Here is a 12,852-nt window from a genome sequence, read left to right on the forward strand (position 1 = left end):
ACTCCGAACGCCGCGCGCCCCCGTGCTCGGCTGCGTCATGGCCTGCGCGTCGGTGGCGCTCAGCCTGGTCTGCGCCGATGGCGCGACCGCGAACACCACCGGCCGGCCGGCCCGCACGTCCACGGTGACCGTGTCGGACGCCCGGTTCGAGGTGCTGTCGCCGACCCTGGTGCGCAGCGAGTACGCGGGGGACGGCCGGTTCGAGGACCGGGCCACCTTCAACGCGGTCGGCCGCGACGCCTTCACGCCGCCCCCCTACAGCTCGTCCGTCCGCGACGGCGTGCTGACGATCACCACCAGTGCCATGACGGTGCGCTACCGGGTCGGCTCCGGCCCCTTCACCGCCGACAACCTGACCATGGAGCTGACCGCGGGGCAGGACCGGGTGCTGGCGGCCCCGTGGCAGCGCCCCCCGTGCACCGTGGGGGCGCTGTGCGAGGCCGAGGACCAGTCGTACGACGGCCCCGGTCTCGCCGCGGACCACAGCGGGTCCACCGGCAAGGGCTTCCTGGCCGGCTTCGAGGTCGAGAACAACTACCTGTCCACGGACGTCGAGGTGCCGACGGCGGGCACGTACGAGTTCGCCGTGCGGTACGCCAACTCGGTCGGCAGCGACGGCCGGGACGACACCCGGACCCTCACCGCAGACGTGGACGGCGGTGCCGGCCGGACGCTGAGCCTCCCCCGTACGGGTGGCTGGAACTCGTGGGAGGTGGTGCGCCTGCCGCTGTCGCTGGGGGCCGGGCACCACACGGTGAAGCTCCGCCGGACCGCCGCGGACTCCGGGAGCGTCAACGTCGACAGCGTCGCCCTCCTGCCGTCCGGGGCCGCGTACCCCTCCAGGGCGGCGAGTGCCGTTCCGGGGTGCCGGTTCGGCACCAGCTGCGAGGCCGAGGACGCCCTGCTGTCGGGTTCGGCGACCATCGCCACGGACCACGAGGGGCACGCCGGGTACGGGTTCACCGCCGAACTCGACCAGGGGGCCGGCATCGCGGACCCGGTCGTGGGCGTGCCCGAGGACGGCACCTACCTGCTGCACCTGCGCTACGCCAACGGCACGGGCGGCGACGGTCGCCACCAGGCCCGCGACCTGCAGATCGGCACCGGGGGCGGCACGCACCGCACCCTCTCCCTGCCGCCGACGGACGACTGGGACACCTGGGCGTCGGCGTCCGTGCCGGTCGACCTGGAAGCGGGCACCGACAAGCTCACCCTGGACTGTCCGGGCACCTCCGACTGCCACGTCAACGTGGACACGCTCGCCCTGAGCCGCCCGGCGGACCCGGCCCCCGCGCCGCACCTGGCCCTGGGCGGCTACCGGCGCAGCCTCGACGGCCTCAACGGCGACAGCGACCCCACGCCCTGGACCACGCCGGGGCTGCTGCACCGGGACGGCTGGTACCTGCTCGACGACACGCCCTCCGCGGTCCGCGACACCGTCACGGGGAAGGCGTCGGCACGCCCCTCGCACGGCGGTCGGCCCTACCAGGACGGCTACCTCTTCGGCTTCGGCCACGACTACCAGCAGGGCCTGTCGGACCTCGCCACCCTGACCGGGCCGTCGCAACTGCTGCCCCGCTGGGCCTACGGCGTCTGGTACTCCGAGTACATCGACCGCACGGCGAGCGACTACGAGAAGACGATCCTGCCCGCGTTCCGGGCCGCCGACGTGCCCCTGGACGTACTCGTCACGGACACCGACTTCAAGTCGCCCAACACCTGGAGCGGCTGGAACTTCGACCCGGTCAAGTTCCCCGACGCCAAGGGGTTCTTCGACTGGTCCAGCGCCCAGGGGCTCCACAACACCCTGAACGTGCACCCCAGCATCCTCGGCTCCGACCCGCAGTTCGCGAAGGCGCAGGCCACGGCCAACGGCAAGCTGCGCAAGGGCGGTTGCGCCTCCGCGGCCGGCACGGACTGCTACACCTTCGACTTCGGGGACGCCGACCAGCTCAAGGCCTACCTCGACCTCCACCGGCCGATGGACCGGGCCGGCAACGACTTCTGGTGGCTGGACTGGTGCTGCGACACCTCACGGTCCTCACAGGCCGGCGTCACCCCGGACGCCTGGATCAACCAGAAGTACGCCGACCTCACCGCGGAGACCGGCGACCGGGGCTTCGTCCTGTCCCGCGCCTACGGCTCCCTGCAGGCCGGCGGCTACAGCGGCGGGGTCGGCCTGCCCACCGGGCCGTGGGCCGACAAGCGGACCACGGTGCACTTCTCGGGCGACACCACGTCCAACTGGGGCACCCTGCGCGCCGAAGTCGGCTACACACCGGGGGAGTCCGCCGCCACCGGCCTGTCCGCCGTCAGCCACGACATCGGCGGCCACAACGACGGCTACGGCATCCCCGGAGCCGAGACCTACACCTCCGACGGCCAGACCCACCGCACCACCAAGCTGCCCGACGACCTGTACGCACGCTGGGTCCAGTTCGGCACCTTCCAGCCGATCGACCGCCTGCACAGCAACCACAGCGACCGCCTGCCCTGGCAGTACGGCACCGAGGCGCGGCGGTCCGCCGAGAAGTTCCTCAGGCTGCGCGAGGCGCTGGTGCCCTACACCTACACCCTGGCACAGCAGGCCGCCGGCACCGGGGTCCCGGTCGTACGGCCGCTGTACCTGCAGTATCCGCAGGAGGAGACCGCCTACACCAAAGCGGACGGCGAGTACTTCTACGGCCCCGACCTCCTGGTCGCGCCGGTCACCACACCCGGCACCAGCACCACGACGCCGGTGTGGTTCCCCCCGGGACAGTGGACGGACTACTTCACCGGCCGCACCTACACCGCTCCCGCCGGGGGAGCCACGTACGACGTCGCCACCACCCTGGACACCATGCCGGTCTTCGTCCGCGCGGGCGGGATCGTCACCACACGGTCCGACGACGCGTCCAACGACCGGCAGGGTCCGCTGAACCGGATCGGCGTCACGGTCGCCGCGGGCGCGCCGGGCGCCTCCACCCTGTACGAGGACGACGGCACCGGCTCCGCCCCGGGCCGGGCGACGACGCGGCTGCGCTACACCGAGCACGACGGCTCCCGCCTGCTGCGGATCGGACCCGCCCGGGGTTCCTTCACGGGACAGGCGGCCCGGCGCGAGTGGACCGTGTCCTTCCTCGGGGTGGAGCGGCCGCCGAGCCGGGTGACGGCGGCAGGCGCGCGGCTGTCGGCCTCGGCCTGGCAGTGGGACGCCGGCACCCGCACCCTCCGCGTCACGCTGCCCTCGCACGGCGTGCGGGACACGGTGACGGTCGGATACCGGTAGCCCGGAACCGGAGCGGCCCCGGCGCACCCCGCAGAGCCTGAGTGCCGGGATGCGCCGGGGCCGCTCCGGCGTGCGGCCGTGCGGTCGGCGGCGGAGCGGCCCGGCAGGCGCCGGGCCGGACCCGTCGCCGCCCCGCGGCCGGGACCCGGCCGGCGAGCCGCGGTTCCAGGGCCCCCGCGGCCCCCGTCGCCGCCGAGCGCGTCGGCGTCACACCCGGGCGGCTCCGGTGACCAGCCGCGCGTACTGCAGGAGGCGCCCTTCGACCTGCTCCGCGGTGGCCGCGCCGGACAGGACGTCGATGCCGTACCCGTCCTCCAGCGCCACGAAGCTGCGGGCGAGGAAGTCCGACGGGGCGGCGAGGCGGAACTCCCCCGTGCCGGCGCCTTCGTCCAGCACGCGCTGGTACAGGCGCACCTGCTGGGCGACGAAGGCCTGCTGCCGCTCGCCGGCCGCCTCGCTGCGGAAGGTGACCGGCAGCAGCTCGTACAGCAGACGGCTCGTCGTCTCCGCCTCGCCCGGGAAGGGGATCCCGGACGCGATGCACGCCGCGAGCCCGGACCACGAGCTGGCGGATGCCTCCACCGCCTCGTGCCGCCGCAGCACGTAGGTTTCCGTACCCTGTTCGAAGACCGCGACCAGGAGGTCGTTGATGTCGGGGTAGTAGTACAGGACGGAGGCCGGAGTCACGCCCGCCTGGTCCGCTATGTCCCGCAGCCGCGCCTTGGTGAGGCCCCGCTCGAGCACCGTCTGCGCCGCCGCCCGGACCAGCTGCGCGCGACGGGCGGCTTGGTTGCGGGGGCGCGGCATGGGCCCATCTTCCCACGGTTCGGATCGGCTCTTGACACCTGCCGAATTCGTTAATGAAACTTCGTTTAACGAACCAGGAAGGCACCTCCCCCATGGCCTCACCCCTCCCACTCGCCCTCGTCCAGGCCGCCGCGCATCCCGCGGACGCGTTCGACTCCTTCGCCTCCGGCCTGGAACGGCTGGTCCGGCAGCGAGACGCCGTGCGTCTGTTCGTCTTTCCGGAGCTCCACCTCAACACCACCGCGCCCGGGGCCGGACCCGGTGACGGGGCGGCGCTCCCGGAGGACCTCGCCGAACCCCTGGACGGCGCCCGCGACCGGCGGCTGGCCGAGCTCGCCGCGGACCTCGGCGTCTGGCTCATGCCCGGCAGCTTCTACGAACGGGGCGGCGGGGACCGGATCCACAACACCGCTCCGGTGTACTCGCCCGCCGGCCGGCGCGTCGCCGCCTACCGGAAGATCTGTCCGTGGCGCCCCTACGAGACGACGGCGCCCGGCAACGAGTTCGTCGTCTTCGACATGGGCGAGTACGGGCGCGTCGGCATGTCGATCTGCTACGACGCGTGGTTTCCGGAGATCTCCCGCAACCTCGCCCACCTGGGGGCGCAACTGATCGTCAACCTCGTGCAGACGCCCACCAGCGACCGGGAGCAGGAAGTCGTGCTGGCCCGTGCCAACGCGATCACCAACCAGGTGTTCGTCGCGAGCGTCAACGCCGCCACCCCCACCGGCCTCGGACGCAGCCTGCTGGTCGACCCGGAGGGCCGGGTCCGCACGCAGGCCGTGGGCGCCGAGGCGTGCGTGCTCACCGACGTCATCGACCTCGCCGAGACCGACCGCGTCCGCCGGTACGGCACCGCCGGCCTCAACCGGGTCTGGGACCAGTTCCAGCCCGGAGACGCTCCCGTGGACCTCCCGCTCTACTCCGGCAGGATCGACCCGGACACCTGGGGAACCCGCCGCCTCGCGCACGCCCCCCAGGAAACGGCGGAACAGTCATGACGTCGGCCCCCGAGAACACCAGCCGGCTGACACCGCGGCTCGGCCTGCTGTCCATCGTCGTCTTCGGCCTGTCCTACATGGCTCCCGCCATCGTGGTCTCGACCTTCGGCGTCATCGCCTCCACCTCCAAGGGCGTGGCGCCCACCGCGTACGTCGTGGCGACACTGGCCATGACCCTGACGGCGCTGAGCTACGGCAAGCTCGCCCGCGACCACCCCGCCTCCGGTTCGGTGTACACCTATGCGCGCAAACTGCTCGGCTCACGCATCGGTTTCCTCGCCGGCTGGGCGCTGCTGCTCGACTACCTGTTCCTGCCCATGGTGGCCTGGTTGATCCAGGCCCTCTACCTCCACGTGCAGTTCCCCTTCCTGCCCACGTGGTGCTGGCTGGTCGCCGTCATCGCCGTCACCACGTTCATCAACGCGCTGGGCCTGCTCATAGCCGACCGCGTCAACAAGGTCCTGCTCGGTCTGACCGCGCTGGGGCTGCTCGCCCTCGTCGTCGTCTGCGTCCACACGATCGGCGGCGCTCCGGCGGAGGGCGGCGCGCACGCCCTGTGGAACCCCGCCACCTCGCTGGGGGCCGTCACCGCGGCGGCGGCGATCGCCGCGTACTCCTTCCTCGGCTTCGACGCCGTCAGCACCCTCAGCGAGGAGGTGCGGGACCCGCGTCGCAACGTCCCCCGCGGCATCCTGCTCACCGTCGTCATCGGCGGCGGCATCTTCTTCCTCGTCTCGTTCCTCCTGCAGTGGGTGCACCCGGGCGCCGTCTTCCACGACGAGTCGACCGCCGGGTACGAGGTGGCGCTGCAGGCGGGCGGCAAGGGCTTCGCCGATGTCACGAACGACATCAGTCTCATCGGCGGCTTCGCGTCCTGCGTCGCGATCCAGGCCAGCACCAGCCGTCTGATGTACGTGATGGGCCGCGACGGAGTGCTGCCCCGCCGGGCCTTCGGCCGGCTCCACCCGCGCACGGGCACCCCCCTGTTCAACCTGCTGGTCATCGCGGTCGTCGGACTGCTGGGCACCCGGCTGTCGCTCGACACCGCCACGTCCTTCATCAACTTCGGTGCCTTCCTGGCCTTCACCCTCGTCAACATCTGCGTGATCGCCGCGTGGCGGGCGCGCCGCCGGGCCGGGACCACCCGGCCCGTCCTCACCCACGTCGCCCTGCCGGTCCTCGGCGCCGTCGCCGACGTGTACCTGCTGAGCAAGCTGAACCACACCGCCATGGTCCTCGGCCTCATATGGCTCGCGATCGGTGTCCTGTACCTCGTCGTGCTCACGCGCGGCCTGCGCCGGGAGCCCCCGGAGCTGCACCTGGAGTCCGCCGACCTGCCGGTCGACGCCACGTCGCCCTGAGCCGGCGCGTGCGACCGGCCCCCGTGCGCGTGCGGGCCGGGCACCGGACATGCGGTGCCCGGCCCGCACGCGCGCCGCGCGCCTGGGCGTGCGGGACGCCACCGGGCGCCGCTCCACCACCGGGATCACGCCTCGCCGCAGCTCCCGTACCGGTCGCGACGGCGTCGGGGGCGACGGCGGTGGAGCGGGGTCACCGGGCCGGTCGGCCGGGTCCGGCCTCCGGTCCGGGCGGGAGGCCCTCCGGCCCGCGCCCCGCGGAGCGCACCATCCTGCGGTGCGGACCCTCTTGCTCTGAGTGTCATGTCACCGTCATGCTTGCGCCCGGGTGTCTACCCGCATAGATCCGTTCCATGGGCTCCACCTGACAGTGAGACACCGACCACTCGTCCCAGGAGGATCGATCCACGTGAGACCTCGTCATCCCCGCCGGCGCCGCCTCGGAGCCGTCGCGGCGTCCCTGGTCGTCCTGTGCACCGGCCAGGCCCTGAACGCGCTGCCGGCGACGGCGGCCCCGAAGGCCCCCGCCCCCACGTCCGTGGTCCTCGCGGCGCAGGACCACGCCGCACGGGCGGTGGCCGGCTCGCTCGCCGGCTCCGCCTGGCGTGCCCGTGTCCGCACGGCGGCGCTCACCTCCGACGAGGTGGCCGTCACCGCCCTGGCCGGTCGGGCCGGCGGCACCCTGAAGTCCACCCTGGCCGCGGCCGACCGCCGGATCGCCGCCGCCAAGGGCCTGGACGCCGGGGTCGGCCCGCTGCTGCGGCTGCGGCTGGGGGACGCGTCCATGCGCACCGCGCTGGCCGCCGGCGTCACCCCCTGGGTGGCCGCGGCCACCTCGGACGACGGCACCGCCACCGTCACCGCCTACGACAGCCGGGGCCGGACCCACGCGCTCGACGCCCGCAGGGTGCCCGCGCACCCGGTGTACGTGGTCGACATCGACGGCTCCAAGGCACTGGCCGCCGGCCTGGACGTCCTGGACGAGGAACTCGCGCGGTACGGCGTGGACTCCGCCGCGCCGGGCGCGGAGCAGGCCCCCGCGGGCCGCTCGCGGGAATCGGCGGCCGCCGCGGGCTTCTGGACCACCCGCATCTCCGCGGTCGAACTCTCCGACGACGAGGAACCCTGGGCCAAGGGCGACGCCGAGATCTACACCCTGGTCACCGGCTTCGGCCAGGACGGCAAGGTCCGGGTCGACCCCGTCGACATGCCGTACCTGGACGACGACGGCACGGTCTACCGGCCCAGCCAGGTCCTGGTCAACTGGTCGTACTACAAGTACGACCTGGCCGACGCCGTGATGATGGAGGAGGACGGCAGCACCAACTACCGCGACCTCGCCAAGGCGATCGCCACCGCCCTGCTCACGATCACCGACCAGGGCGCCTACGTCCCGCTGGTGACCGCGGTCCTGGACGCCATCCCGGACGACTGGTGGACGGACGATCCCGACTACGTCGACTCCTGGTACACCCTGGCCCGGAGTGACAGCGGCACCCGTTACGGTGCCCGGGGCAACGGCTGGATGACCGTGGAGCCGTACTTCGTGCAGGAGTTCTGAGACACGCGCCGACGGCGCGACGGGCCGGCGGGAACCACGTCCCCGCCGGCCCGGCCGCCCCGCGCGGTCACCGGTGCCACCCACGGGCACCAAGGGCCGGTGCAGTCCCGCGCGGACCGCCGGAACGTGGGCTCCCGGATCGTCGGGCGCGTACCCGTGGGGCCCCCGGGCGACGTCCGCGGTGATGCGCCAGCCGAGCCGCACGGCTCCCGGGCGTGACGCGGACGGCCCCCGGCGAGGGACGAGGGGGCGCGGGCCGGCGCGGGGGAGGGCCCACCGGCCCGTCACACGTGCGGTGGGCTCCGCCGGGCGAAGTCCGCCAGCCGTTCGGCGAAGACCTCCACGAGGCGGCGGAGCTCGTCCGGGCGTTCGATCACGAACGGGCGGTCCAGCGACGCGAGCGCGGCGGGCAGCCAGTCGAGCCGGTCCACGCGCAGGTCGACACGGGACCAGCGCTCCGCCCCCGGGTCCGCGCCGCCCGGGGGCGGCGATTCGGTCACGACCGCGACAGCGGCGGGAAGCCGGGTGTGGATCTGCTCGGCCGTCCCCCGGACCCGCAGGGTCACCTCGTACCGGTACGGGGCGGTGGCGAGCGCCGTCAGGACGCGCCGCGCCGGGTCGGGTCCGGCGGGCGGCTCGAACGAGCCGGGCAGTGTCCGCGCACTGGTGATGCGGTCCAGCCGGAACGTCCGGTCCTCGCCGATCGCGGGATCCGTACCCGTCACGTACCACCTGCCCGAGTGGGCGACGAGCCCGTACGGATGCAGCGTGCGTTCGCTGCGCCGGCCGTCGGCGGCGGTGTACCCGACGGCGACCGGCCGGTGACGGCGCACCGCGTCGGCGAGCGGGAGCAGGACCGTGGATGCGGGGGCGGCCGGCGCGACCGGCGGAGCCGTGAAGGAGAGGGAGCCGAGCACGGCGTCGAGTCGGCGGTCGAGCCGCTGCGGCAGCACCCGCCGGATCTTGGCCGCCGCCGTCTCGCCCGCCGCGCCCGCGGCCGTCATCAGGCCGGCCCGCCGGCCCGCGACCAGGCCGAGCAGCACGGCGAGCGCCTCGTCGTCGCCCAGCATGAGCGGAGGCATGCGGTGACCGGGGGCGAGCCGGTAGCCGCCGTAGCGGCCGCGCACCGACTCGACGGGCACGTCGAGGTCGAGGAGGTGGCCGACGTACCGCCGCACCGTGCGTGCGTCGACGCCGAGCCGGTCGGCGAGTTCGGCCACGGTCCGGACGCCGCCCGACTGCAGGAGTTCCAGCAGGGTGAGCACGCGCGCAATGGGTCGGGACATGCTTGAAGTCTCCCGCGGATACCGGGCGGATTCCGTCCGGTATCCGCCCTACCGTGCGGTCACAGGCACCGATCGACCGGGAGAGAACCCATGGACTTCGTCTCGATCCGCATCATCACGGGCGACGTCGCCCGACTTGTCGACTTCTACGAGCGCGCCGCCGGGGTGCGGGCGGACTGGTCCAACGAGGACTTCGCCGAACTCCGGATCGGCTCGGCCACCCTGGCGATCGGCAGCACCCGTACCGTCCCCCTGTTCGCGCCCGGCTCCGCCCGCCCGGCCGACAACCGCAGCGTCATCCTCGAGTTCCTCGTCGACGACGTCGACAGCGCCCACCGGAACCTGACCGGCTTCGTGGAGGAGTTCGTCAACGAGCCCACCACGATGCCCTGGGGCAACCGCGCACTCCTGTTCCGCGACCCCGACGGCAACCTCGTGAACTTCTTCACCCCCGTCACACCGGCCGCCGTCGAGAAGTTCACCCCCCGGCGGCCGGGGGCCCCGGCGGGTCCGGCGCCCTCGCGCCGCGGTGACTGACCGGTCGCGCCGCCCGAACCGGTCGCCCGCCCCGTACCGGCCACCGGCCCGCCCCGTACCGGCCACCGGCACGGAGGCGGCCCCGCCCGCACGTCCGGCACTCCGCGGCCGGTCCGGCACCGGCAATCGACGACAACTGGGGACATGTCGGCGTCATCGGCGCGCGTCGGCCAATCCCCGGTGTGTACAGAGCACTTGACCCACCAATTGGTTCAGTCCAATAGTGATACCGCTCCCCTCGTGTTCGAGCCACCCCACTTCCCACACAGGAGCCCCTCGTGCTCTCCCGCCGTACCTTCCTCACCGCAGCGGCGGCCACCGCTGCGGCTCTCCCCCTGAGCGCTCCAGGCACCGCTGCCGCCGCCCCCTCCGGTGCCACCGCCGCCTCGCTCCCCATCGCGCTCGCCAACAACTCCGGCACCTCGGCACAGGTCTACGCCTACATCTCCGGTGCCGACACCTCCGGCTGGCCCGGTTTCGTCGGTGCGGACGGACGCTTCCACCGGCTGCCCAGTCCGTCGTCGGTGCTGACCCCGGCGCCCGACTACGCCATTCCCCTGGGCGGGTCGGGTTCCGCGCCCGTCCGCCTGACACTCGGCGACTACGTGATCGGGGGCCGGGTGTGGTTCTCGACCGGGCGGAAGATCCAGTTCTTCGTCAATCCGCCGGGCGGCAACGGGGGCGTCCCCGGTCTGGTGCAGCCCGGCTTCACCAGCTCCGACCCCAACTGGAACACGAGCTGGACGTTCTGCGAGTTCACGTACAACTCGGCGAACCTGTACGCCAACATCAGCTACGTGGACATGGTGGCCCTGCCGGTGTCGATGGCGACCACCGGTGCCGCCGGCAACCAGTCGGTGCCGGCGCTGCCCTCGGGCGCGCTCGCCTCCATCGCCGCCGGGCTGCAGGCACAGCACGCGGCGGACGGCGCGCCCTGGGACCGGCTGGTGGCGACCGACTCCTCGGGCACGGTCCTGCGGGTGCTCGCGCCCTCGCACGCGCCGACGGACTTCGGCTCGTACTGGCAGCCGTACCTGGACCGGGTGTGGGACTACTACCGCACCCACACCCTCACCGTGGACGGCCAGGGCTCCATCGGCGCGTACTCGGGAACGGTCAGCGGTGACGTGCTGACCTTCGCCGGGCTCAACACCAACGGAGTGCCGTTCACCAAGCCCTCGGCGGCGGACATCTTCGGGTGCGCGAGCGGTCCGCTGTACAACTCGGGGGCCGACGCCCGCTCCGCCGTCGCGGCACGCCTGGCCGCCGCCCTCAACCGCTCCAGCCTCCTGGTCCCCGGAGGCGCGTCCCAGCCGAACGGGGTGACCCCCGCCCAGTACTACACGGAATCGGTCACCAACCACTACGCGCGTCTGGTGCACCGGTACGCGACCATCGGCTACGCCTTCCCGTACGACGACGTCGGCCCGACCGGTGCCGCCCCGGTGGACGGCCACCTCCAGGACGCGGCCCCCACGTCCTGGTCGATCATCCTCGGCCCCGGCTCCGGAGGGACGAACCCGCCGGGCGGTGGCGGCACGAGCGCGTACTCCACCATCCAGGCGGAGGGCTACGCCGCCCAGAACGGCGCGCAGACCGAGAGCTGCGCCGACACCGGCGGCGGCCTCGACGTGGGGTACCTCGCGGCCGGGGACTGGCTGAAGTACACCGCGGTGGACTTCGGCGCCTCCTCCCCGGCCCAGTTCGTGGCCCGGATCGCCTCGGGCGTGGGTGCCGGTGTCAGCGGCGCGATCCGGGTACGGGTGGACAGTGCCACCGGGCCGCAGATCGCCGAGATCGACCTCGGCTCCACCGGCGGATGGCAGGCCTGGCGCACGGTGCCGGCCAACATCACGGGGACGGTCACCGGGGTGCACGACGTGTACCTGACCTTCGCCGAGAGCACCGTGGACTTCGTCAACGTCAACTGGTTCACCTTCACCCGCTGACGCACACGGAGCACCCCCGCGCGCCCCCTGCCGCCGCCCCCGCGCGCCCCCTGCCGCCGCCCCTGCGCGCCCCCTGCCGCCGCCCCTGCGCGCCCCCTGCCGCCGCCCCCCCGCGCACGCGGGGGCGGCGGCCTTCAGCCGGGGAGCGGCCCCGCCCGTCCGTGCGGCACCGCTGCCGGGCCGCGGGCCGGTCCGGTCCCCGGCGCCGGGCGTCGTCACGAGCACCGCGCTCCAGCCGGCGGGCCCCCGGCTCACGCGGGGCGCGCCCTCACCGGTCCGCACCGTGCCGGGTGGACTCGTCCAGCATCCGGCGGAACGCGTGACCGGCCCTGAACGATTCGCCGTAGAGGTACGGTGCCCCGGCGCGGAGGGCCTCGGAACGGGCCGTGGAGGACAGGACCCCGCCGGTCGGCCCGCTGCCGCCGAACTGGAAGCCGAGCTGGGTCGTGTAGCACCGCGCCGCGGCGGTCTTGTCCGCCAGGACCGCGCCGATGTCGACCGTCACCTCGCCCGTCCCGCCGGACACGCCGTGCCGGGATCCGGTGTCCGGGGGCGGTGTGCGGGCGGCGTACGGCATGTCGCGCCACCAGCCGATCCGCGAGGAGGGCGCGGCGGCGGCGACCGCACGGGCGGCGAGCAGGTGGTCGACGTGGTCACCGATGCCCTGGGGAGCGAGGACGAGGTCCGCCGGCACGAGATGGCGGCGGAGCAGCCGCCGCAGTTCCGCCTCCACCCTGTCGCCGGGACGGGGAGGCCCGAAGAGCTCCCGCGGGCTGTCGTACCCGCGGTGCGGTGCCTCGGGCAGCGGGAGGTGGACCGGGGGGAGCGTGCCCAGCCGCCGCTGGGCGGCACGGTCCTCGGCGCGGCGCAGGGCCATGTAGTCCACGTCCGCGGGCAGTCCCTTGTCGAGCTGGGTGGACAGCGCGAAGGGGCCGGGATCGTCGACCGACGCGGTGAAGCAGGTGACGACCCGCACGTGCCAGCCCGCCCTGGACAGCACCGCCAGTGTCCCTCCGGCGGAGAAGACCGCGTCGTCCAGGTGCGGGCTGACGGCGACGGCGGTTCGGGGGCCGGACACGGGC

The 12,852-nt window shown here is 73.7% G+C and carries 9 protein-coding genes; 6 read left to right on the top strand and 3 right to left on the bottom strand.

The genetic code is table 11. The annotated features are described in order from the left end of the window. The first annotated feature begins 37 nt into the window (after positions 1 to 37). Positions 38 to 3,271, top strand: coding sequence for a TIM-barrel domain-containing protein (locus QQY24_RS29615; protein ID WP_301976386.1), 3,234 nt, complete (start codon positions 38 to 40; stop codon positions 3,269 to 3,271). 207 nt (positions 3,272 to 3,478) lie between these two features. Here QQY24_RS29615 and QQY24_RS29620 read toward each other — a convergent pair whose 3' ends face one another. Beyond that, the gene (locus QQY24_RS29620) at positions 3,479 to 4,078 is read right to left on the bottom strand and encodes a TetR/AcrR family transcriptional regulator (RefSeq protein ID WP_301975778.1); all 600 of its coding nucleotides are present in this window, start codon (positions 4,076 to 4,078) and stop codon (positions 3,479 to 3,481) included. 92 nt (positions 4,079 to 4,170) lie between these two features. Here QQY24_RS29620 and QQY24_RS29625 point away from each other — a divergent pair, with 92 nt between their 5' ends. The 3 genes from QQY24_RS29625 (at position 4,171) to QQY24_RS29635 (ending at position 7,998) form a co-directional block, all read left to right on the top strand. Next, entirely contained in the window at positions 4,171 to 5,079 is a 909-nt protein-coding gene (locus QQY24_RS29625; RefSeq protein ID WP_301975779.1) for a carbon-nitrogen hydrolase family protein, read from the top strand. After that, positions 5,076 to 6,440: an APC family permease gene (locus QQY24_RS29630; RefSeq protein WP_301975780.1), complete on the top strand. Its 1,365-nt coding sequence runs from the start codon at positions 5,076 to 5,078 to the stop codon at positions 6,438 to 6,440. Before QQY24_RS29625 ends, QQY24_RS29630 begins: the two co-directional genes overlap by 4 nt. A 406-nt stretch (positions 6,441 to 6,846) precedes the next feature. Next, a complete protein-coding gene (locus QQY24_RS29635) occupies positions 6,847 to 7,998 on the top strand; it encodes a DUF3103 family protein (protein WP_301975781.1) in 1,152 nt (383 codons plus the stop codon). A 284-nt stretch (positions 7,999 to 8,282) separates the two neighbouring features. Here the strand turns inward: QQY24_RS29635 and QQY24_RS29640 are convergent, their stop codons facing one another. Further along, a complete protein-coding gene (locus QQY24_RS29640; RefSeq protein WP_301975782.1) occupies positions 8,283 to 9,284 on the bottom strand; it encodes a YafY family protein in 1,002 nt (333 codons plus the stop codon). 90 nt (positions 9,285 to 9,374) lie between these two features. On the opposite strand from QQY24_RS29640, the gene QQY24_RS29645 reads away from it, so the two are divergent. Further along, positions 9,375 to 9,821, top strand: coding sequence for a VOC family protein (locus QQY24_RS29645; RefSeq protein WP_301975783.1), 447 nt, complete (start codon positions 9,375 to 9,377; stop codon positions 9,819 to 9,821). A gap of 278 nt (positions 9,822 to 10,099) precedes the next feature. Further along, the gene (locus QQY24_RS29650; protein WP_301975784.1) at positions 10,100 to 11,770 is read left to right on the top strand and encodes a beta-1,3-glucanase family protein; all 1,671 of its coding nucleotides are present in this window, start codon (positions 10,100 to 10,102) and stop codon (positions 11,768 to 11,770) included. 268 nt (positions 11,771 to 12,038) lie between these two features. Here QQY24_RS29650 and QQY24_RS29655 read toward each other — a convergent pair whose 3' ends face one another. After that, on the bottom strand, positions 12,039 to 12,848 hold the full coding sequence (locus QQY24_RS29655) for a PIG-L deacetylase family protein (RefSeq protein WP_301975785.1): 810 nt from the start codon (positions 12,846 to 12,848) through the stop codon (positions 12,039 to 12,041). Between the last annotated feature and the right edge of the window lie 4 nt (positions 12,849 to 12,852).

This window comes from Streptomyces sp. TG1A-8 (assembly GCF_030499535.1).
Classification (GTDB): domain Bacteria; phylum Actinomycetota; class Actinomycetes; order Streptomycetales; family Streptomycetaceae; genus Streptomyces.